Below are 20847 nucleotides of genomic sequence, written 5' to 3' on the forward strand. Positions count from 1 at the left end.
TCAGGCCACCATCACCCAGCCGACGAGCGCGATCGACGCCAGTCCCACCGCGTACTTGAGCCCGCTCAGCACGTCGGCGTCGCGCATGTAGCCGCAGATGAACCCCGACATGATCGCCTGCAGGGTCACCGCGTGGAAGAACAGCACGGAGAGCATGTCGACGTCGATGTTCTCGCTGAGGTTGGCGTCGGCGAGTTCGCCGTCGCCGCCGCCGTCGCCGCCACCGCCGGTCTCGAGACCGGCCATCGTATCGATGAACTGCGTCTTGAGGATCGCGATCACGGCGAGCACCGTCAGGAACGTCATGATGATGATCACGACCTGCATCATCGTCCGCGACTTGCGCTCGCGTTCGATATCGTCGTGGTTCTCGCTGGCTTGAGCGGCGGTGCGGAGGACGGACGAGATCTGGTTCGACGCTTCCTGCGCCTCGGAGATCAGCCGCGTGGTTCGGGCGAGACGCGGAATGTGGTACTTGTTGTTGAACTCGATGAGCGCCTCCTTCAGGCTCATTCCGTAGTTGACCTTCGTGTGCATCATCTCGAACTCGCGAGCGAGTCTGCCGCTCGTCGTGTCCGAAACCGACTTGAGCGACTCGAGCAGCGTCAGTCCGGTATCGTTCGCACTCGAGAGCTTTCGCAAGTCCTCCGAGAGGTTGTTGACGACGGCGTTTCGGTTTCGTACGTTCCACTCGCGGAAGATCGCCAGCGGGATCGCGACGACGTACAGCGGCAGGTAGATGTAAACGAACGTTCCCCAGACGGCGCTCTCGAGCAGCCCGTCCCAGGAGGTCGGTGCCGAACCAGTCATGATGGCCGTCGAGACGATAACGAGCATCGCCGGAACGGTAAGCGCCAGCGTGTACAGCGGGTTATCCCGGAAGAAGATGTGCGGCTGTCGCAACACCGACACGGTTTCGTGGGTTCCCTCGCGGTTCTTGATCCGGTCGAAGACGCTGTGCTCGCCCGTGAACTGTTCGACGAGGCCGAGGTTGAGCAGGCTCTGTTCCTGGGCGCCCTGGACCCGCCGGTTGCCGTCGCCGAGGGAGAGGTAGCCGTCGCCGGGCTCGTCCTCTTTCACCGTCGAAAGCATGACGAGAAACCCGACTCCGATGAGGGGAATCAGCCCGTAGACGGTCATGTAGAGCATCTGATTCGAGACGTCCGCGTCCGGGATCATCTGCATGATCACCATGATGATGATCAGCAGCAGCGGGAACAGCGACAGCGTCATGTACATCTCCCCGAAGAGTTCGAGCGTTTCGAGGGTGATCTCCTGTTCCTGCTTGGCGGTGCGCATGTGCTTTTCCTTCTTGTCCTCGAGGAAGCTCTCCATGTCGCCGCCGCTGTTGACGATCGAGAGCATATCCGTCAGAAACTGCGAGAGTTCGTCGCTCGGCGTCTCGAGGGCCTGTTTGCGGATCGCCGTTCGGTAGTCAACGTCGAAGTAGTCCGACTCCTTGACGATGCTCTGGAACTCCTTTGCGACCTCGCCGTACGTGTCGTCGGCCTGGGCCATCGCCTCGATGATTTCGAGTTGGTTGAGCCCACCGACCGACAGCGCGTACATGAACGAGACGGAGTCGGTCAGGAGCATGTTGATCTGGCGCTTCCGGGCGGAGGCACGCGAGTACGGGATCGAAACGAGTGAACCGAAGCCGATCGCGAAGCCGATCGATCCGAACACGATTCCCGTTACGGTGATGAGAGCCGGAATTCTGAGCAGCTCGATGATCGCGAGGACCGTCTGGCTCCGGACGGGAAACCCGAGAATCTCGTCGACGTGGATGATTCCGGTGGCGAAGAGCGCGTAGCCGAGAATCGTCCCGACGATCCACAGACAGAGCCCGGTGATGACGCCGATACCGAGCGCACGCGAGAGGTAGAGTTCGACGGTGTCGGTCATCCGCGCCTGCGCGAGCTTCGTCTCGACGTCGGCGACGAAATCGCTGTCCTCGCTGAACAGCCGCGCGTACAGCGGATAGAACCAGTCTCCGAACGAGTCGGCGCTCCCCGAGAGGGATCCGGACCCCTCGCTGCTGTCGGTCCCGAGGCTCATGCGTCCGATTCCTCGTCGTCTGCGTCGTTCTCGGCGGTTGCTTCCGTTCTGAAGATCGAGTCCTCGTCGGAATCGCTGGCGCCATCACCGGCTTCGTCCTCGCTCGTTCCGGCGGCGTCGCCGAAGATCGATTCCTCGCCGCTCGCCGCCTCGTCGGTTACCCCAACGTCGATCGTCGGGGGGTCGGGCTTCTCGGTCTCCGGGCTATCGTCGGCCCCGACGTCGATGCTCGGGACTTCCGCATCGCGCTCGGCCGTCTCGGCCGCCGTTGTCGCTTTCCCTGTCTCGGCCGCCGCTGTTGCTTCGCTCGTCCCGTCCGTCCCACTCGTCTCTCCAGCCTCGCTCGTTTCCGCCGCATCGTCCGTCTCCGACGGTTCGTCGCGATCTCGCTCCGACTCGGCGTCCGTCGGCGTCTCACTTCCCGAATCGTCAGATGCGTCGTCCGCCGTCGCCTGCTGAAACTCGCCGCTAAACGCCGCAGTCGACTCCTCGTCGGGAGCACTCGGATCGAAAATCGAATCGAAACCCGTCTCCGTAAACTCGTCGTCCGGCGTGTCGGCGTCGGACTCGTCGGTTTCGTCCGGCGGGTCGCTCGCGTCGAGTTTCTCGAGCGTCTCGTTCATGTCGTCGAACAGGCCGCCGAAATCGCTTTCGTCGGCGTCGTCCGTCGGCAGTATCTTCGGCTCGGCCCCGGAGCCGTCAGCATCGGATCCGTCGTCCGAGTTCGTCTGCAGGTCGCTGTCTTGGTCCGCCGTGTCGGTGCCGTCGCCGATGGCAGGAAGGTCGGCCGTCGAAGCGGGTGTCTCCGTCGGCTGTCCGTTGGGTTCGCTCTCGTCGTCCGCCGTCTCGGCAGGGGCCGGCGACGAAGTGTCCTCGGACGAAGTGGCAGCCTCCGCGGTGACGTCGAATCCGGCGTCGTCCTCGAGCCACGATGGCGCGTCGCTCGCGTCGCTCGTCGCTGTCGTGAACCCGTCGTCTTCGTCGTCGAACTCCCAGGCGTCGATCGTGCTCGAGAAGTCGACCGGTTCGGTGTCGGAGCCGTCGACCTCGATGGTCGACTCCGCGTCGACGTCGCCGAGTGTACTCGCGAGACCGCTCGGAACCTGCCCGCGGTACTCCTCGAACAGCGACTCCTCCGCTCGCTCGAGGAGATCCATCGAGAGGTTGTACGTCTCCGAGGTCGCTTCCGGCCGCGGGACGAGTTCCTCTTTCTCCGGATCGACGTCGATCAGCACGCTCTCCATCTCGCGGAGATCGTCGAGGCTGTCCTCGAGTTGCCCGTTCGCGATGAGCGTGAGGATCGTATCCGGATCGTTGATGAACGCCTGAACCGTCGCCGCGACCTCGGCGTACGTGTTCAGCCCGTTTTTGATGAGGTAAGCGATGATGACTTCGCGCTTGAACAGTTCCTCCTCGAGTTTTTCCGTGCTCCAGCCCCGGTCGAACTGGATCGCCTCCATGGTGTTCGAGTCCCCCATCCTGAGGTACTCGTCGGTCTCGGCCTGCCACTGGTAGACGTCCTGGACGTTGATCTCGTCGTGTTCGGCCTCGTAATGGTTGATCTCGGTGAGCGACTTGTTTCGGCGGACCTTCCGACCCTGGACTCTGGTCTGGGTCTGGATCGAGACGAGATCCAGTGCGGTGAACATCGTCTTCGAGACGTTGATGGGGTCCGTCGTGAACCGCTTCAGTACCTCGTCGACGGAGTCGGCGTGGAACGTGGTGTAGGTGGTGTGACCCGTCGACATGACCTGGAACAGCGTTCGCCCCTCCTCACCGCGGATCTCACCCATCACGATGTAGTCGGGTCGCTGTCGCAGCGCGGCCTCGAGCAGGTCGAACTCGTCGACGTCACCCTGCGAGTCGTCGGAGAACGAGGGACGGGTCACGGACGCGATCCAGTTGCGCTGCGGGAGTTCGACCTCCCGGGTGTCCTCGATGGAGACGATCTTCGCGCTGGACGGGATGAACAGCGAGACCGCGTTCAGCGAGGTCGTCTTCCCGGACGCGGTACCGCCGGCGAAGATCAGGCTCTTGTGGTTCTCGATCGCGAGCCAGAGGAACGCCATCTCCTCCAGGCTGAAGGTGTTCCAGTTGATGAGGTCGATCGGCGTGAACGGGACGTCCTTGAACTGGCGGATCGTGTAGTTCGTCCCGTGGTCGGACACTTCCTTTCCGAGGGTCAACTGCGCACGGGAGCCGTCCGGGAGGGTCGCGTCGACCTGGGGGAGGCGTTTGCTGATCCCCTTCCCCGAGCGCTGGGCGAGTTTGACGACGAAGTCGTCGAGTTCGTCCTCGCCGTGATAGATGTTGGAGATGATCTGCTCGTACTCCGAGTGATAGACGAAGACGGGCGAGTTGTAGCCGTCGACGGAGATGTCCTCGACGTTGATGTCGTGTTTGATCCCGTCGATCCGCTCGTAGCCGATGAAGTTCCGCTTGAGCAGATAGAGCAGTTTCTCGACCTGGTACTCGCTCATCGTGTCCGGATCGTCCGCGAGAAGCGCCGGCTCCGGTCGCACGGCGATTCCCTCGAGTTGGCTCGGCCCCGAATCCTCGTCGTCGTCGTCTTCGTCGAGGAGACTCGTGATCGACTCGAGCAAGCCGGCTTCGGTGCTGCCCGACGTCTTCTCGAAGAGGTCGTACCGTTTGAGTAGCTTTCGCGTCTCCTCCTCGATGACCGTGCGTCGACCGTCCTCGCTGGCTTTCTCCTTGACTCCCTCGTCCGAGTACTTGATCGCCGTCCTGAGTTTTCCCGAGAGGAACTCCTGGAGTTCGGCCTCGATCTCGGTCCGGTACGGCTCGATCATGTAGTACTTCTTCTCGTTTTCCTTCTCGGAGTGGAAGATGACGACGCAGGCGTAGGGTTTGTTCACCCAGTAGCGCTCGACCTCCCGGAAGTGAGTCTTCTTCTCCATCGGGACGGCCTTCTCGAGGTCGTAGCGGTTGGTGACGGTCGTGTTCCCCTCCACTGTCGAAAAGAACTCGTCTTCGTCGAGATCCTCCTGGACGTCGACCGTCCGTTCTTCGACGATATCGTCGAGTTCCATCGCGGCGTCGTCGCCGGCGGCGAGTCGCTGCTCGAGGGTGTCGAACCCGAGCGCTTCCTCCCTGTCGTGGCGAACGATCTCCCCGTCGTCGTCGCGTGGCCGGTTCCCGTCCTCGTCGTAGTAGTACTCCCACTTGTAGTGCTCCCAGGTCCAGACGTCCTTGACGACCGGCGTCGTCTCCGGGTCGACGTACTCGAGAAAGATCTCGTTGAGCACGTTCCCGTTCGCTCCGGCGACGTCCGTGATCAGCTCCTCGAGGTCGTCGGGGTGGTAGCCCAGATAGGATTCGGGATCGAACTCGACTCGGTCCCAGTCGTCACCGCTCGGAACCGACGGCTCGACCGGTTCGTCCGTGTCGAGTCCGAGTTGATCCTCGGTTTCGGGTTCGTCCGGATACAGAGCCGATACCTCGTTTCCGTGCCCGTTCTCCTCCATGAACTCCGCCCAGGTGTACGTGCCGACGCGAACGTCCGGTTCTGACTCCACCTCCGTCGATCGATCCGCCTCCGACACAGGACCAGACGCCTCGCCGTCAGAAAACTGTCCGGCGTCTGACTTGTCGGTCTCGTCAATAGCCATTATCCCGACCTCTCGTTCACCCCTCAAAAAACTCATCCGCTCATTACCAGTTCTGATAATCTCGTTTCCGTTATGATTTGTCACGAATCGAACGAAACGTTCGCCCGGCTGATACCGGTCGATCGTGGCAATTTTCCTTCGAATACAGCTGCAATAGAGAAGTATATTTATTTTGTATAAAATTGACACAAAGCGACTATATAGCCAACGAGCTCCGGACGGAAGAAACCGGACGAGCGATCGAATGCTTCGATGAGATGTTCGGACGAACGAAACCGCCCACCGGGGTGACGGACCGGTCCTGTGAACGCCGTTCCGATCACGAAGGACCATCGGGGAAAGGACTTGGTAGTATCGCTCCCGACAGGAGGAACGATGACGGATCTATTCGATCTCGACGGGCGAGTCGCGCTGGTAACCGGCGGCGGACGCGGTATCGGACGGGCGATCGCGATCGAACTCGCGAACGCCGGCGCTGCGATCGTTCCGACCGCTCGGTCGACCGCCGAAATCGAAGCGGTTGCCGAGGAGATCGAAGCGGCCGGCGGCGACGCGCTCGCCGTTCCCGCCGACGTGACCGATCCGGACGCCGTCGCCGACGCGGTGGACCGAGCCGTCGACGCGTTCGGTGATCTCGACGTCGTCGTCAACAACGCGGGAATGAATCCGGAGGACGCGCTCGGTCGGCCGGAAGACGTCTCCAGGGAGGGGTTCGATCGCACACTCGAGGTCAACCTCGGCGGCGCCTACGAGGTGACGACCACGGCGGCGGCGTCGCTCCACGAGAACGGCGGCGGATCCGTCGTCAACGTCGCGAGCGTCGGCGGGATCGTCGGCCTGCCGCGTCAGCATCCCTACGTCGCCTCGAAACACGGACTCGTCGGGCTTACGAGGAGCATGTCGCTGGACTGGGCACCCGAGATCCGCGTCAACGCCGTCGCGCCGGGATACGTCTCGACGGCCCTGACCGAGGAGGTTGAAGCGAACGACCGGCTTCGGGAATCGATCCTCGAGCGCACCCCGCTGGATCGGTTCGCCGACCCCGAAGAGATCGCCGGTCCGGTCGTCTTCCTGGCGAGCGACGCCGCCAGCTTCGTCACCGGCGCCTGTCTCTCGGTCGACGGCGGGTGGACGGCTCGTTGAGGGTGGGGGGTAGTGCGTGTAGCTGGTACTCGAGGATGTGGTTCGCTCGAGGTGGCGCACACTCGCAAGAAGATGGTGTGTAAGCGGGCGCGGCGGGATTCGAACCACGCGAAGACGTGCTCGGTTCGCTGCGCGCGACTTCTCTAATTCGAATCCCGGGCCCGTTGCGGTCACTCACGTCCGTTCGCGACCGCAACGGGCGTGGCGGGATTCGAACCCACGATCAGAAGGTTAGGAACCTCCTGCCCTATCCGCTAGGCCACACGCCCCGTCGGAAAAAAGCGCTAGTTCGATTCCGTTTCGGTTTCGGTCTCTTCCTCGGTGGTGACCGGTTCCGTGTCGACGAAGTCGTCGTCGGTGTCGAGTTCGCCCTCCGCCTTGGCGGCGGCGAACTCCTCTTCCTCGCCCTCTTCGAACCCGGCGTCGCGCATCTCCTCGAGTTCGGTTTCGACCTTTTCACGCCCCTTCTGGAACTCGCCCATGGCTTCGCCCGTCGACCGTGCCAGCTTCGGGATCTTGTTTGCCCCGAAGAGCAGAATGGCGATGAAAAGGATGATCAGTAGTTCCGGACCCCCTGGGATGGGGGCAAACAGCGGTGCAATTTCGAGTGCCATCTCTATGCGTGGCTTACCGACTGGCAATTATAATCTTTTTGGACCGGACGGTAAATTCGTGAGGCGGACATTCAGCCGCTGGAGAGAGATCTCTCGGAAGATACGGAAAACGGAACCCCGAAATCAACTGTTCGAACTGGGGTCGTCGCGTCTGCTTCGCGCCAGCCGTTTCGATTCCCGCGTGAGCCACTCGCACCGATGAACCGGGCTACCGGGAACGAAACTGTCTTTCCCGTATGGACGTAACTCACGTCCGATGGTAGAAACTGGAGACGCCGCACCGGACTTTACGGCACCGCTCGCAAACGGCGACGTCGACTCTGTTACGCTCTCCGAGGACCTCGAGGACGGCGCGCCGATCGTCCTCGCGTTCTTTCCCGGCGCGTTCACGAGCGTCTGTACCGACGAGATGTGCACGTTCCAGGATCGGCTCTCGGCGTTCGACGAGGTCGACGCCAGCGTCTACGGCGTGAGCCGCGACTCGCCGTTCACGCTCAACGAGTTTCGCGACCAGAACGACCTCGAGTTCGGCCTCATCAGCGACCTGAACAAGGACCTCATCGAGGACTTCGGCGTCGAGATGGACTTCGACGACCTGGGCGTCTACGGGGTCGCCAAGCGCTCAGTGTTCGTCGTCGACGACGACGGCGAGATCACCTACGCGTGGGTCAGCGACGATCCCGGCGTCGAACCCGAGTACGCCGAAGTCGAAGACGCGGTCGCCGACGCAGCGTAAGCTATCGTAGCCGCTGAAAGTCACTGCACACCCGATCGCACGACGGGAGCGCGGTTCGGAGCGAGCGAAGCAAGCGAGAACCGCGGACAGTGCGACCGGTGCGTGAATCGTTTCAGTTGTCACGGTACCCGCAGCGCTTTTTTAGCCCGGAGCCGACGTTCGGATATGAGCGATTCTGCGACTGACGATCGAGACGGACGCGTCTACGTTCCTGATGCCGACCATCATTTCCCCGATCAGAAGCTCAACCAGGTCCTCGAGTTCATCGAGGAGGACGAGGAGATTCAGACCTACCTCGAGGCCCAGAACATCAACGCCGTCGACCGGATGCGGTACAACGATCACGGCGAGAAACACATCGAGATCGTTCGCAACCGCGCACTCTGTCTGTACGATCTGCTGAAGGCGGGCAACGTTCAGTTCAACGGCGCCAGCCAGCAGGGCCTCGAGGAAGCCGACGAGGCGGTCATCGTCGCGCTCGCGGCGACCCTCCACGACGTCGGCCACGTCGTCCACCGCGACCAGCACGCCTACTACTCGATTCCGCTGGCCGCCGATATTCTCGACCGGGTGCTCCCCGAGTTCTACGACGTCGCCGACACCGTCCGGATGAGAGGCGAGGTCCTCCACGCGATCCTCTGCCATCATACCGCCGAGACTCCGCTGACGACCGAGGCGGGCGTCATTCGGGTCTCCGACGCGCTCGACATGGAGCGCGGTCGATCGCGGATCCCCTACGAGCAGGGTGGCCGCGGAATCAACACGCTCTCGAGCCAGGCGATCAGCCGCGTCTCGCTTCACGAGGGTGATTCGCGTCCCGTCATGGTCGAGATCGCGATGACCAACGCCGCCGGCGTCTACCAGGTCGACAACCTGCTGAAGGCCAAACTCCAGGACTCCGGTCTCGAGGACGAGATCCGCATCGTCGCCGTCAACACGAACGAGAATCGCGAACAGCTGGTCGAACGAATCGAACTCTAGCGCGAATCCGCCGTTTTCCCGCGTCTCTGTACGAGCGTAATCGACGCCTCAGCAGAGCCTGTACCGACCGTCGACTCGCTCGAGGTGGCCGCGGCTGCGAAGGGTCCGCGTAATCGAGAGCACCGCGCCCTTGTCGACGTCGAGTGCGGTACAGATCTCGTCGGCGGTCGACTCCGATCGGACGTGAAGATAGAGGTAGATCAGCTTCGCCTGTGCTGATTCGAAATCGTCGGGTAACGATACGTCCGGTTTCGATTGCCCGTCGAGTTGCATACTACATCATCCGTAGTTCGACGATATTAAAACTGAGTATCGTCACCTGTCGAAAATCGTAGCACGATACCGACCAGAACGGCACGGAGCAACGCGAACAGATCCGGTGAGTCCGCGTCTCGAGCGATCCCATTCCGAGTCAGGGCGCTTTTGTCGCCGCTCACCGTCTCATCGGTATGAATCTCCAACTCGTCGCACTCGGTCTCCTAACCGGTGCGTGCACCGGCGCGTTCTTCGCCCTGTTCGACGTTCCGATCCCGGCACCGCCCGAACTCCCCGGGCTCATGGGTATCGTCGGGATCTACCTCGGCTACAAACTCGTCGAAATGTCTGGCGTCAGTCTCGACGTCCTCGAGTCGATCGGATTCTAACGTCGACTGTCGAACGGGGTCGTGTCAGGAACTGACATCCAGCTCGGCGGCGAACTCGCGAGCGCGTGACCTGATCGACTCGGCGTCGGCGGCGACGACCTCGCCGTCGCGCTGCAGCACCTCGCCGTCGACCATCGTGAACCGGACGTCGTCGCCGTGGGCGACGAACGTCAGGTGCGAGAGCGCGTCGTGGATCGGCGTCGCGCGGGTGATATCGGTCTCGAGTCCGACGATGTCGGCCTTCCATCCCTCTCGAAGCTTGCCGACGCGGTCGAAGCCGGCCGCCCTGGCACCGTTGATAGTCGCCATCTCGAACACCGTCCGAGCCGGCAGCGCCTGGGGCTCGAGGCGGTCGACCTTCTGGAGCAGGCTGGCCTGGCGCATCTCCGTGAACGGATCGAGCGTGTTGTTGCACGGCGGGCCGTCGTTGCCCAGCGCGACGTTGATCCCCCGATCCAGGTAGTCGAGCACCGGCGCGACGCCGCTGGCGAGTTTCATGTTCGAGGAGGGGCAGTAGGTCACGTGGGTACCGGTCTCCGCGAGCACCTCGCGCTCGGATTCGTCGGTCCAGACGCAGTGGGCGAGGACGACGTCCTCGCCCGTCAGCCCGACCTCGTTGAGCCAGTGAATGTTCCGCCGGCCGGTCTCCTTCTCGACGGTTTCGATCTCGCCGCGGTTTTCGCTCGCGTGGGTGTGAATCGTCACCCCGTCGTAGGCGTCCGCGAGCTCTCTGGTTCCGCGGAGACACTCCTCGGTACAGCTCACGGCGAAGCGAGGCGTCACGGCGTACCGAATCCGACCGTCGGCCGCGCCGTGGTACTCGCGGATGAGTCGCTCGCTCTCGGCGAGCGCCTCGTCGGTGTCCTCGAGCAGTCCCGGCGGCGCGTCCTTGTCCATCATCACCTTCCCGAGTCGGCCGCGGATCCCGAGGTCGCGGGCGGCCTCGAACGCCTCCTCGGCGTGGGCGACCGAGAGGTGATCGATACAGGTCGTCGTCCCGCTCTCGATCATCTCGAGGTAGCCCAGTTCGGCGGCGGTGCGCATCTCGGTGGCCGAGAGCGACGCTTCCATCGGGAGGACGTACTCGAAGAGCCAGTCGAGCAACTCGGTGTCGTCGGCGATGCCGCGACCGAGACTCTGGACCGAGTGGACGTGTGCGCCGACCGATCCCGGCGCGAGCAGGTCACACGAGTGGCGCTCGTGGTCCGGATACTCCTCGAGACACGTCGAGCGGTCCCCCACGGCGACGATCACGTCGTCCTCGACGACGACCGCACCGTCGCCGATGACGGTGTCGGCGTCGGCGACGACTGTTCCCGACAACAACATTCCTTCTCTCGATAGCCGGTCCGATGCCTTATCTCTGTGGATGCCTCCGTACGGTGTCGAGAACGCAGCCGGTGGTTCCCGTCGCCGTGCGCCCCTTTCGGGCTACCCGGCCGAAGGCGTTAGGACGCTCGCCACTTCGTCGACGCTTTCGCGAGTCCCCCACGCGAGGCAGATGAGGGCGACGAACGTGAGATAGCCCACTCCGAGCGGTAACACGAGCAACGGCAGCTAGTCGGCAACCAGGTAACCGGCGAGGATGAGCGCCGGAACGAGAACGAGGTTCGATCGAACGAATCGCTCGAGTCCCATCTACGTGGAGGCACGCTGGACGAGACGTATAGCCCTGCTGATCTCGGTCAACAGCCGATACCGTCGAAAAAGACCCGCGACGGTCAGTAGCTGCGGATCTTCGGCTCGTAGGTTTTGTCCTCGCCCTCGAGGATCACGGGCCGGTAGAAGATCGACGGCTCGCCGTCGTCCCAGGAGATGAGCGTGTGCTTGAGCCAGTTCTCGTCGTCGCGCTCCTGGTTCTCCTGGCGCCAGTGAGCGCCGCGGAACTCGTTGCGCACGAGCGCGCCGAGCGCGATCGTCTCGGCGACGTCGATCAGGTTGCGCGTCTCGTAGGTCTGCTGGAGGTCGGTGTTGAACGTGCGCGAGGGGTCGTCGACGTAGACGTCCTGGTACTCCTCGCGGCACTCGCGGATGATCTTCAGCGCCTTCCTGATGCCGTCGCCGGTGCGGAAGACGTTGACGTAGTCCGTCATCGCCTTCTGAAGCTTCGCACGGATCTCGGCGTGCTGGACGCCGTCGTCCTTGTCCATCAGGTGGTCGACGCGCGCCCGTTCCTGCTCGACGGCGCGCTCGAGCAGTCCCTCAGCCTCTGTTGCAACTCCGCCGTCGGCGGCGACGCCGCCCGAACTATCGAGGCCCGCCTCGCCGGGGGCCACGGGCAGTTCCGTCTCGGTCTCGTCCTCGACGTCGTCGCCGTAGCCCGTCTCGATCTCGGCCGCGCCGAGATCCTCGCCGGCGGCGTGGCGGCCGGCGCGCTTTCCGAAGACGATGAGTTCGGGCAGGGCGTTGCCGCCCAGGCGATTCCCGCCGTGAACCGAAACGCAGGCGCACTCGCCGGCGGCGTAGAGGCCGTTGATGCAGGTCTGGCCGTTCTCGTCGACGTCGATCCCGCCCATCGCGTAGTGCTGGCCGGGTTTGACCGGCATCGGTTCGACGAGTCCGTCGACGCCCTCGAAGTCCTCCGCGAGGTGGAGGATGTTCTCGAGGCGGTCGAGGATGCGGTCCTCGCCGAGGTGGCGCATGTCGAGGTGGACGTACTCGTCCTCGACGCCCCGACCCTCGCCGACCTCGGTGAGTTCGGCGCGGGCGACGACGTCGCGGGAGGCGAGTTCGCCGGAGTTGTTCGCGTAGCCGTACTCGAACATGAATCGCTCGCCGTCGTCGTTGTAGAGGATGCCACCCTCACCGCGGACACCTTCCGAGATGAGAACGCCGGTGGATGGCAGCGAGGTCGGGTGGAACTGGATGAACTCCATGTCCTCGAGCGGCGCGCCCGCACGATAGGCCATCGCGTGACCGTCGCCGGTACAGGAGACGGCGTTGGTGGTGTGGTCAAACGCCTGGCCCGGACCGCCGGTCGCGAGGATGACGCCCTGGTTCGCCTTGAACCCTTCAACCTTGCCCGACTGGACGTCGTAGGCGACGACGCCCTCACACTCCCGGTCGTTCGGGTCGGGTTCGTCGCCAGTTACGAGGTTCATCACGTACCACTCGTCGTAGACCTGGATGCCGCGCTTGACGACCTGTTCGTACATCACGTGCAGCAGGTGGTGGCCGGTTTCGGCTCCGGCGTAGGTCGTCCGCGGGTAGGAGAGGCCGCCGAACGGTCGCTGGGAGACGCGGCCGTCCTCCTCGCGAGAGAACGGCATCCCCCAGTGCTCGAGGGTGATCGTGTCGTCGGGGGCGTCCTGGGCCAGCGTTTCGACGGCGGGGGCGTCGGCCAGGTAGTCCGACCCCTTCATCGTGTCGTAAGCGTGGAGTTCCCAGTCGTCGCCCTCCTGGAGGGCGGCGTTGATCCCACCCTCGGCCGCGCCGGTGTGGCTGCGGACCGGGTGAAGTTTCGAGACGATAGCCGTGTCGGCTCCCGCCTCGTGCGCTGCGATCGCGGCGCGAAGGCCGGCGCCGCCGGCGCCGACTACGATGACGTCGTGTTCGTACATGTTACCAGAACTTCAGGTTCTTCTTGACCGCTTCCCGCTTGAGCTCCTGAATGTGCTCGGTGAGCGGGATGTCCTTCGGACACACCTCGGTACAGGAGAACTGGGTCTGGCAGCGCCAGACGCCGTGTTCCTGCTCGACGATGCGGAGTCGGTGCTCCTTGATCTCTTCGTCCTCGCGTTCGTCCATCGCAAACCGGTAGGCCTTGTTGATCGCCGCGGGGCCGAGATACTCGTTGTCGCCCGCCGCGATGTTACACGAGGACATACACGCGGCACACCAGATACAGCGCGTGGACATCTTGACCTTCTCGCGGTTCTCCCGCGACTGGCGCTGCTCCTCGAGGTCACCCTCGGGGAGGTCCTCCTGCTGGAAGTACGGCTCGACCGCGTGCATCTGGTCGTAGAAGTGGTCCATGTCGACGACCAGGTCCTTGACCACCTCCTGGTGAGGCAGCGGTTCGATCCGAATCGGCTGCTCGAGGTCGGAGATCTGGGTCTTGCAGCCGAGTTGCTGTCTCCCGTTGACGAAGAAGGCGTCGGAGCCGCAGACGGCCTGCCGGCAGGAGTGGCGGAACGTCAGCGAGGAGTCGAACTCGTCGCGGGCGTACATGACCGCGTCGAGGACGGTCATCCCCTTCTCGAAGGGGACGTGGAAGTCGTCGAAGCGAGGTTCCTGTTTGGCTTCGACCTCGGGATCGTAGCGGAACACCTTGATGTGAACCGTCTTTCCCTCGAGGTCGGACTCGTCGACGGTCTCCTCCTGGGCCAGTCCCTGCTCTTTCTCCTTGAGTCGCTTGTCCTGTGGCGACTCCGCGCCCCGCATCTCGGGGTCTTCCGGTGCTTCCTGTGATTCGGGTTCTTGCGGTTGTTCTTGTTGCGTACTCATATTAGGTCCACCCCGCCATCGCGATCGCGACGTAGATTCCCTGGGCGATGAGTGCGGCGCCGGCGAGCACCAGGACCGAGAGCACGACCTTCTTCTGCGTGCCCTCGAGACCCTGGTTGACCAGGGCGTTGTAGACGCCGTTGACGCCGTGGAACGCCCCGGCGATCAGGAACAGCACCATCGTCACGAAGTATCCGATAGTGCTCATCCGCTCTTGTGTCCCAGCGAACGTAACTTCTGCGGCGTGGTTGACGAAGTGCAACTGGAAGAAGTGGAAGGCGAGAACGACGACGAGAAACGCCGCCGTAATCCGCTGGAGCAGCCACGCGGTCCCGCCGGGTGCGAACGAGGAGTAGCGTTCTGCCATCAGAAACCCACCCCGTCCATGAAGGTCGGCACGCTCGCGACGGTGATGACGCCGGTCAACACCAGCGAGGCGTAGAAGCTCTTGTCCTGCGCCGAGAGTCCGACGCCGAGATCGACCATCAGCAGTCGGAGGCCGTTCAGAATGTGGAAGACGGCGACGGCGAGCAACCCGACTTCGAGCACCCGCACGATGAACAGCGACTCGAGTCCCTGAATCGTCGTCGTGTACACGTCCGTTTCCTGCTGGATCAGCGCTGCATCGCCGCTCGCTGCGCCGATTGCCGTACTCAGCACGGCGATGTGGGTAAACAGGTAGCCGATCAGCATCCACCCGGTGAACTTGTGGAAGATCCACGCCCACATCCCGGCTGAGAACTCCTTCCAGCGACCGAAATCCTCGATGAGACCGCGATTGTAAGACTGACTCATACGCTCATGTGGAGGGTTTGACCGTGAGGGTATAGAAGTTACCTTTATCGTGTTCACTTACCGTATTCTCGAGCGACGACTGTCGATACAGAAACAGGTTCGTCGACGAGGGGAGGCTACATTCGAAGCTGCGACTGTGACTCGGTTTTCGTCCGCTCGGTCTCGAGCACCGTGCGCGTATCCGCCGAGAGTCCGACGAGGTGACAGAGCGGGTTCCCCGGGTAGACGACCGGGTTCTCGAGGACGCCGACGATAAGCCCGGTAAAGGGCGCTTCGACGGTGACGATATCGTCTTTCTCCTTGAACGGGTTGGTGATTGTACAGATCACCTCTCCCTCTCTGACGAGCCCGCCGCGACCGCGCTTCATGTCGACGATGCCGCCGGCGTCAGCCCGGAGCCAGGTCTTCTCGTCGTCGGCCGAGATGACGGTGCGCCAGCCGGGCCAGTGGACCGCGGAGTCGCGGTGGACGCCGAACTCTGCGAGCACGCTCGCGACGCCGGTGAGCGCGCGATCGATCAGTCCCCGCTGGAAGCGGTGGGCCTCTCCCATCTCGACCGTTACGGTCGGGACGCCCGCCTCGGTCGCCTCGCGCCGGAGGGTCCCGGAGGGTCCCTCGCCCGCGATGATGACGTGGGAACTGAACGCGTTCGCGAGTCGGGCGACTGAGGAGTCGTCCATGTTCGCCCGGACGTGGAGCATGTTCGTCCGCCCCCGCGTCGACGTGTGGAAGTCGACTCCGAGATCGCAGGGCTCGATGAAGTTCGAGAAGATCCGGTGTGCCATCCGCCTGGCGCTCGTCGAGCCCTCGCGTCCGGGAAACGATCGGTTGAGGTCCCGGTCGTAGATCGGGAGATACCGCTCCTGGGCCAGAAATCCGGGAACGTTCATCACGGGCAGGCAGACCAGCGTGCCGTGGAGTTCGGAGTGGTCCCAGTCGTGTGCCACTTCGCGAACGACCTCGATGCCGTTGAGTTCGTCGCCGTGAGCCGCCGCCGAGAGGAAGACCGTCGGGCCGGGGTATCTTCCGTTGATAATTGTCACCGGAATTCTGACCGGGTCGCCGAGGTACGTCTCGCTGATTCCGTATCGGATGTTCGCCGATTCGCCGGGGTCGACTCGTCCACCGTTGTACGTGAACGCGTCGTCCATCGCGTCGGCGTCGGACGACTCCCTCGAGGAACCGACCATCGCATCGTCACCGCTCATACACCAGTTTTCGTCGGCACGAACGTGAATCTTTGTCTTGGCCGATCGTTTCGAACCCCCCTAACGAGTCAAACGAACGATAGGGTGACTTTCGGTTCCGGGGCATACGTTTTGTACGAGGGCATGGTACGATCGAGCATGGAAATTCGCGAAGCTACCGAATCGGACGTCGACACCATTCGCTCGATCGCCCACGATTCGCTCGCATCCACTTACACCGACTTCCTCGACGAGGAGACGATCAGTAACGCGATCGACCAGTGGTACGGGGACGCGTTCGCCGACGATCTCGACGACGACCACTTGCTGATCCTTGTCGTCGAACGCGACGGCGAGATCGTCGGATTCTCCCAGAGCGAACTGGTCGGCCAGCAGTACGAGACCGGACAGCTACAGTGGCTCCACATCGATCCCGACCACCGGGGGAGCGGAACCGGCGTCCGACTGCTCGTTCGCACCCGGGAGAAGCTCCTCGAGGAGAGCGCCGACCAGGTCCAGTGTTTCGTCCTGGAGGACAACGAGGGCGGCAACGAGTTTTACGCGGCACACGGCTTCGAGCAGGCCGACCAGCGCGAGGTCGAGATCGGCGACGAGACGTTCATCGAGAACGTCTACGTCGAGAGCGAGATCGAAAGCGGCGAGGACTGGAACGCGATCGACGAACTCGACGTCGACGACGAAACGGTCTACGTCAGCTACGGCGAAGCCGTCCGCGGCTCGCAGGCGCCGTTCTACGGCGCCTACGAGACGGAGGATCAGTCCTCCCGCTACGGTTGGTTCTGCGGCAACTGTGACTCGATCGACAACGCGATGGATTCCATGGGTCGCATCGAGTGCAATACCTGCGGCAACCGGCGCAAGGCGACGCGATGGGACTCCTCGTACCTCTGAGCGGTTCGCCCCGAAACAGAGCGGTTCGGTTCTCCCGTTTCGGTGTCGCATCGAGTCCGTCTCGAGCGGACTCTCGCGAACGAGTCGGGTACGGTATCCGAACCAAACCGGGTCGTAGGTCGGCCGTAACGGGATGTGACACCGTGAGACCGGCGAAGCGGCGATGTCGTCCGTCGGCCACGCGATCCGCTCCGCAAACCCGGTAATCCCGTCCCTGATCGTTCTCCTCGAGCGGTTACTCGACGCGTACCGGGCGGCCTCGTGCCCGTTGGCCGGCGTTACTATTCTCGTTGTGACTGTTGTCGCTGCATTACGAGAGTTGTCGCTGCATTACAATTGCCCGTTCGCTCCATGATTTCGATCAGGTTCCGGTCTCCGCCGGTATCCGTCGCAGTGCGTGAGTGACGTACCCGTACTCTCCAGTCATATGAACAGACAGTCTCACATCATCCGCGGTTTCAAGGCAACGCTGGTCGCGCGAGCGATCTACATGCTCTCGAGCGCGCTGCTCATGCTGGTCCTGGCGCGATATCTCCTCGATCCGGACGGCTACGGCGCGCTCTACTGGGCGATCGGCATCCTCGCGGTCGTCCAGCTGGTCGCAGACCTCGGACTGGGCAAGTCCGCGGCGCGGTACTTCTCAGAGTATCGGGAGAAGGATCCGGGCCAGATTCCGCACCTGATTAGATCGGCGGTTGCGATTAAGATCGTCCTTCTCACGGTGGTCACGTCCGCGCTCCTGCTCTCTCACGAGTGGCTCGCCACCGTTCTCGGCGACCCGGAAGTAGCCCCGTTTCTCGCGGCGGGCGCGCTCTACATCGTCGCTTTCTCGTTTAGCGGCTTCTCACAGATCGCGTTCCAGGGGTTCAACAACCTCGGCTACAGCGCGATCATTCAGGCGATCAGCGGCTTCGCTCGCCTGGTGTTCGCCATCGCGTTCGTCCTTCTCGGCATGGGCGCACTCGGCGCTCTCTTCGGCTACATCGTCGGCTACACCATCGCCGCCGTCGTCGGGCTGACGATCCTCTACCTCGAGTTCTACACCAAGCACGAACCCGCAGACGAGTACGAGTCCGGACTCTCGCGTCGCCTCGTCGAGTACAGCATCCCGCTGACGGCCACCCGGAGCGCGAACGTGATCGACAAGCGGATCGACGTCGTGCTGGTCGGCATCTTTCTGACCCCCGCGGCGGTCGCGTTCTACACGGTCGGCAAGCAGATCACCGACTTCGTGCTCGCGCCCGCCGAGTCGCTCGGTTTTACGATCTCCCCGAACTTCGGCGAGCAGAAGGCGGCCGGACAACTCGAGGAGGCGCGCCAGATCTACGAGGCCTCGCTGACGAACGTCCTCCTGCTCTACATTCCTGCGACGGTCGGCCTCGTGATCGTTGCCGACCCGTTCATAACGATGGTCTTCGGGAGCAACTACGCGGGTGCGGTCCCCGTTCTGCAGATCCTCGCAGGATTCATCATCCTGCAGGCGATCACGAACCTGACGAGCGACAGCCTGGACTACCTCGGCCGCGCGAGGTCCCGTGCGATCGCGAAAGGAGGGACGTCGGTGGCGAACTTCGGGCTGAATCTCGTACTGATCCCGACGTTCGGCGTCGTCGGTGCCGCCGCGGCGACGGTCGCCACCCACACCGTCTACGTCGCGGTGAACCTGTACATCGTCCACAGCGAACTCTCCCTGCGACTCGAGCGGCTCGTGCGGACGGTCGGATGCATCTGTGCGATTACGGGCGTGATGGCCGTCGCCGTACTGCTCGTCACGCCGTTGATCTCGAGTTTCGTGATGCTCGTCGGCGCCGTCGCGATCGGCGTGCTCACGTGGTCCGTCCTCGCCGTCACGACCGGAATGATCGACGTCCAGGAGGTCCGGTCGGTGATCACGTGAACCGGGCCGCGCGTTTTGTCGGTTGCAGTCGCCTATGAACGCTTATCAACACCGTTCGTGTCTAGGAGATATGGCCGTTACCGAACCCGTCACCGTCGGGGTGTTGAGCCTCCACACCAGCAAGGAAACGAAGGCGATACTCAACGCCGTCGACGCGCTGGGACACGATACGGAGTGGCTTCGAGCGGAGAATACGTCGATCAGCGTCACCGGCGGGAGCGTCTCCATCGAGCCGTCGGTCGACGTGATCGCAAACCGGATGCTGCTGTCGAACACCGAACAGCCCGCCGAGGAACTCGGGCTCGCGAACACGTTCTCACAGCTCATTCCGATGCTCAACGAGCCGTCCACGGTACTGACGGCGATCCACAAGCTCTCGACGGCGACGACGCTCGCGGCGAACGACGTCCGGACTCCCGACGTCACCCTCGCGCTCAACAGCGACCAACTCAACGCCGCGCGCGGTCAGTACGGCGAGGAAGCGGTCTACAAGACGGCGATCGGGACCCACGGCGGCGGAACGTGGAAGGTCGGTGCCGACGATCCGATCAACGCGAAGGTGGGGAACCGATACGCGTTCCTGCAGGAACTCATCGACCGCGACGACGCTCGCCACCGCGACGTCCGCGTCTACGTCGTCGACGACGAAGTCATCGGCGCGATGTACCGCTACGCGCCCGATAACGACTGGCGAACCAACGTCGCGCTCGGCGGCTCCGTCGAGGATGCGACCGACGACCTCCCCGAAGAAGCCCGGCAGATGGCCCGTCGTGCGTCCGAGGCGATCGGTCTCGACTACGCCGGCGTCGACCTCGTCGAGGGCGACGAAGGCTGGTTCGTCCTCGAGGTCAATCCGACGGCGGGATTCAAGGGGCTCTACCAGGCGACCCAGATCAGTCCGGCGCCGTACATCGCCAAACTCGCGATCGAACGCGCCGGCGGTGAGGTCGACGAGGAGCGCGTTCACGACCTCTCGAACGTTCTCGACGACTCCCGGCCGATGGCCCAGCCCATAGAGGCGACGTCGCCGGAGACGGAACCGTCCGTGATCGGCTACACCGAGGAAGTGGTTCTCTCGGGAACCAGCGGCTCGAAATCCGTGCTGGCAAAATCGGACACGGGTGCGACGCGGACGAGCATCGACACCGGTCTCGCGGCCGACATCGGCGCCGGGCCGATCAAATCCATCACGCGAATCCGATCCGGCAGTAGCAAGACCGCGAAGAGCCGTCCCGTCGTCGACGTCGTCGTCGGGGTCGGCGGCAACCAGCACACGGTCACCGCGAGCGTCGAGGACCGCAGCCACATGGACTACCCGGTCATCCTTGGCCGAGATATCCTCAAGAACTACCAGGTCGACGTGAGCCGACGATCGGATGCGGACACACCCGACACCCCCGAAGAAGAGGAGTAATCGAGGGTTCGGTCGAGACTGTCGCGCGACGATCACCGGCTGCCGATCGGTACTGATTGCCCTCGTTCGATCGCTTCCAATCGCCGCAAACCCACCCCGGACTCGATCTGCAACGTCGTTTTTCGGTACGGAAACTATCTCGAGAAGATGGCCCAGTTCAACCGGGAGCGCATCCCGGAGGGGGTCGGCCACGCGAAGGGCGGTCGGCGCGTACGGGACCTTCACCTGCACGAACGACGAGCCCTCGAAGCACACGACCGCCGAGATGTTCTCCGAGGAGGGCAAGGAGACCGACCTGGCCTCGTGGAAACCCTCGGGCTGTGACAGGTTTCAGCAGCCACGCTGAATACGGAGCGAGAATACATCACTGACAAAAGTTCTCGGCTTCGAA

18 protein-coding genes and 1 tRNA gene are annotated in these 20847 nt (G+C 63.2%); 8 read left to right on the forward strand and 11 right to left on the reverse strand.

Annotated features, from left to right (window positions below; translation table 11 throughout):
* Together NED97_RS06195 and NED97_RS06200 are read right to left on the reverse strand one after the other, a co-directional pair.
* A complete protein-coding gene (locus NED97_RS06195) occupies positions 1-2058 on the reverse strand; it encodes a type II secretion system F family protein (RefSeq protein WP_252489848.1) in 2058 nt (685 codons plus the stop codon).
* A complete protein-coding gene (locus NED97_RS06200; protein ID WP_252489849.1) occupies positions 2055-5687 on the reverse strand; it encodes an ATPase, T2SS/T4P/T4SS family in 3633 nt (1210 codons plus the stop codon). The genes NED97_RS06195 and NED97_RS06200 overlap by 4 nt, the downstream gene beginning before the upstream one ends.
* 375 nt (positions 5688-6062) lie before the next feature.
* On the opposite strand from NED97_RS06200, the gene NED97_RS06205 reads away from it, so the two are divergent.
* Positions 6063-6830 carry an SDR family NAD(P)-dependent oxidoreductase gene (locus NED97_RS06205; RefSeq protein WP_252489850.1) on the forward strand — a complete coding sequence of 256 codons (768 nt, stop codon included), beginning with the start codon at positions 6063-6065 and terminating at the stop codon, positions 6828-6830.
* Between the two features lie 196 nt (positions 6831-7026).
* Here NED97_RS06205 and NED97_RS06210 read toward each other — a convergent pair.
* Positions 7027-7099: transfer RNA gene (locus tag NED97_RS06210), tRNA-Arg, on the reverse strand.
* Positions 7100-7114: 15 nt separating this feature from the next.
* Complete coding sequence (tatA, locus tag NED97_RS06215) at positions 7115-7444, reverse strand: twin-arginine translocase TatA/TatE family subunit (protein ID WP_252489851.1); 330 nt, start codon at positions 7442-7444, stop codon at positions 7115-7117.
* A 256-nt stretch (positions 7445-7700) separates the two neighbouring features.
* On the opposite strand from tatA, the gene NED97_RS06220 reads away from it, so the two are divergent.
* Both NED97_RS06220 and NED97_RS06225 read left to right on the forward strand, forming a co-directional pair.
* Positions 7701-8180 (forward strand): redoxin domain-containing protein, encoded by a 480-nt coding sequence (locus NED97_RS06220; RefSeq protein ID WP_252489852.1) that lies wholly within the window; start codon positions 7701-7703, stop codon positions 8178-8180.
* A 165-nt stretch (positions 8181-8345) separates the two neighbouring features.
* Complete coding sequence (locus tag NED97_RS06225; protein WP_252489853.1) at positions 8346-9161, forward strand: HD domain-containing protein; 816 nt, start codon at positions 8346-8348, stop codon at positions 9159-9161.
* A 48-nt stretch (positions 9162-9209) separates the two neighbouring features.
* On the opposite strand, the gene NED97_RS06230 is transcribed toward NED97_RS06225, so the two are convergent.
* On the reverse strand, positions 9210-9434 hold the full coding sequence (locus tag NED97_RS06230; RefSeq protein WP_252489854.1) for a helix-turn-helix domain-containing protein: 225 nt from the start codon (positions 9432-9434) through the stop codon (positions 9210-9212).
* 176 nt (positions 9435-9610) lie between these two features.
* Between NED97_RS06230 and NED97_RS06235 the strand changes: the two genes are divergently transcribed.
* On the forward strand, positions 9611-9805 hold the full coding sequence (locus tag NED97_RS06235) for a XapX domain-containing protein (protein ID WP_252489855.1): 195 nt from the start codon (positions 9611-9613) through the stop codon (positions 9803-9805).
* Between the two features lie 24 nt (positions 9806-9829).
* Here NED97_RS06235 and NED97_RS06240 read toward each other — a convergent pair whose 3' ends face one another.
* From NED97_RS06240 to NED97_RS06270, 6 genes are all read right to left on the reverse strand, one after another.
* A complete protein-coding gene (locus NED97_RS06240; protein WP_252489856.1) occupies positions 9830-11134 on the reverse strand; it encodes a 5'-deoxyadenosine deaminase in 1305 nt (434 codons plus the stop codon).
* Positions 11135-11526: 392 nt separating this feature from the next.
* Entirely contained in the window at positions 11527-13365 is a 1839-nt protein-coding gene (locus NED97_RS06250; protein ID WP_252489857.1) for an FAD-binding protein, read from the reverse strand.
* 1 nt (position 13366) lies between these two features.
* Positions 13367-14251 (reverse strand): succinate dehydrogenase/fumarate reductase iron-sulfur subunit, encoded by an 885-nt coding sequence (locus tag NED97_RS06255; RefSeq protein ID WP_252489858.1) that lies wholly within the window; start codon positions 14249-14251, stop codon positions 13367-13369.
* A gap of 1 nt (position 14252) precedes the next feature.
* Positions 14253-14618, reverse strand: coding sequence for a succinate dehydrogenase hydrophobic membrane anchor subunit (locus NED97_RS06260; RefSeq protein ID WP_252489859.1), 366 nt, complete (start codon positions 14616-14618; stop codon positions 14253-14255).
* The gene (gene sdhC, locus NED97_RS06265) at positions 14618-15046 is read right to left on the reverse strand and encodes a succinate dehydrogenase, cytochrome b556 subunit (protein ID WP_252489860.1); all 429 of its coding nucleotides are present in this window, start codon (positions 15044-15046) and stop codon (positions 14618-14620) included. The genes NED97_RS06260 and sdhC overlap by 1 nt, the downstream gene beginning before the upstream one ends.
* 116 nt (positions 15047-15162) lie before the next feature.
* Entirely contained in the window at positions 15163-16254 is a 1092-nt protein-coding gene (locus NED97_RS06270; protein ID WP_382206114.1) for a succinylglutamate desuccinylase/aspartoacylase family protein, read from the reverse strand.
* A 138-nt stretch (positions 16255-16392) separates the two neighbouring features.
* Between NED97_RS06270 and NED97_RS06275 the strand changes: the two genes are divergently transcribed.
* From NED97_RS06275 to NED97_RS06290, 4 genes are all read left to right on the forward strand, one after another.
* Positions 16393-17145 carry a GNAT family N-acetyltransferase gene (locus tag NED97_RS06275; protein ID WP_252489861.1) on the forward strand — a complete coding sequence of 251 codons (753 nt, stop codon included), beginning with the start codon at positions 16393-16395 and terminating at the stop codon, positions 17143-17145.
* A gap of 427 nt (positions 17146-17572) precedes the next feature.
* Positions 17573-19042 carry an oligosaccharide flippase family protein gene (locus NED97_RS06280; RefSeq protein WP_252489862.1) on the forward strand — a complete coding sequence of 490 codons (1470 nt, stop codon included), beginning with the start codon at positions 17573-17575 and terminating at the stop codon, positions 19040-19042.
* Positions 19043-19112: 70 nt separating this feature from the next.
* Positions 19113-20456 carry a RimK family alpha-L-glutamate ligase gene (locus NED97_RS06285; protein ID WP_252489863.1) on the forward strand — a complete coding sequence of 448 codons (1344 nt, stop codon included), beginning with the start codon at positions 19113-19115 and terminating at the stop codon, positions 20454-20456.
* A gap of 147 nt (positions 20457-20603) precedes the next feature.
* Positions 20604-20780 carry a catalase gene (locus NED97_RS06290; RefSeq protein WP_252489864.1) on the forward strand — a complete coding sequence of 59 codons (177 nt, stop codon included), beginning with the start codon at positions 20604-20606 and terminating at the stop codon, positions 20778-20780.
* Positions 20781-20847 lie beyond the last annotated feature (67 nt).

The organism is Natronococcus sp. CG52 (assembly GCF_023913515.1).
Lineage (GTDB): Archaea > Halobacteriota > Halobacteria > Halobacteriales > Natrialbaceae > Natronococcus > Natronococcus zhouii.

What these genes read in the sequence shown, in the direction of transcription:
- NED97_RS06195 (WP_252489848.1), bottom strand. Translation starts at nt 2,058, where the DNA reads ATGAGCCTCGGGACCGACAGCAGCGAGGGGTCCGGATCCCTCTCGGGG.
- NED97_RS06200 (WP_252489849.1), bottom strand. Translation starts at nt 5,687, where the DNA reads ATGGCTATTGACGAGACCGACAAGTCAGACGCCGGACAGTTTTCTGAC.
- NED97_RS06205 (WP_252489850.1), top strand. Translation starts at nt 6,063, where the DNA reads ATGACGGATCTATTCGATCTCGACGGGCGAGTCGCGCTGGTAACCGGC.
- tatA (WP_252489851.1), bottom strand. Translation starts at nt 7,444, where the DNA reads ATGGCACTCGAAATTGCACCGCTGTTTGCCCCCATCCCAGGGGGTCCG.
- NED97_RS06220 (WP_252489852.1), top strand. Translation starts at nt 7,701, where the DNA reads ATGGTAGAAACTGGAGACGCCGCACCGGACTTTACGGCACCGCTCGCA.
- NED97_RS06225 (WP_252489853.1), top strand. Translation starts at nt 8,346, where the DNA reads ATGAGCGATTCTGCGACTGACGATCGAGACGGACGCGTCTACGTTCCT.
- NED97_RS06230 (WP_252489854.1), bottom strand. Translation starts at nt 9,434, where the DNA reads ATGCAACTCGACGGGCAATCGAAACCGGACGTATCGTTACCCGACGAT.
- NED97_RS06235 (WP_252489855.1), top strand. Translation starts at nt 9,611, where the DNA reads ATGAATCTCCAACTCGTCGCACTCGGTCTCCTAACCGGTGCGTGCACC.
- NED97_RS06240 (WP_252489856.1), bottom strand. Translation starts at nt 11,134, where the DNA reads ATGTTGTTGTCGGGAACAGTCGTCGCCGACGCCGACACCGTCATCGGC.
- NED97_RS06250 (WP_252489857.1), bottom strand. Translation starts at nt 13,365, where the DNA reads ATGTACGAACACGACGTCATCGTAGTCGGCGCCGGCGGCGCCGGCCTT.
- NED97_RS06255 (WP_252489858.1), bottom strand. Translation starts at nt 14,251, where the DNA reads ATGAGTACGCAACAAGAACAACCGCAAGAACCCGAATCACAGGAAGCA.
- NED97_RS06260 (WP_252489859.1), bottom strand. Translation starts at nt 14,618, where the DNA reads ATGGCAGAACGCTACTCCTCGTTCGCACCCGGCGGGACCGCGTGGCTG.
- sdhC (WP_252489860.1), bottom strand. Translation starts at nt 15,046, where the DNA reads ATGAGTCAGTCTTACAATCGCGGTCTCATCGAGGATTTCGGTCGCTGG.
- NED97_RS06270 (WP_382206114.1), bottom strand. Translation starts at nt 16,254, where the DNA reads ATGAGCGGTGACGATGCGATGGTCGGTTCCTCGAGGGAGTCGTCCGAC.
- NED97_RS06275 (WP_252489861.1), top strand. Translation starts at nt 16,393, where the DNA reads ATGGAAATTCGCGAAGCTACCGAATCGGACGTCGACACCATTCGCTCG.
- NED97_RS06280 (WP_252489862.1), top strand. Translation starts at nt 17,573, where the DNA reads ATGAACAGACAGTCTCACATCATCCGCGGTTTCAAGGCAACGCTGGTC.
- NED97_RS06285 (WP_252489863.1), top strand. Translation starts at nt 19,113, where the DNA reads ATGGCCGTTACCGAACCCGTCACCGTCGGGGTGTTGAGCCTCCACACC.
- NED97_RS06290 (WP_252489864.1), top strand. Translation starts at nt 20,604, where the DNA reads ATGGCCCAGTTCAACCGGGAGCGCATCCCGGAGGGGGTCGGCCACGCG.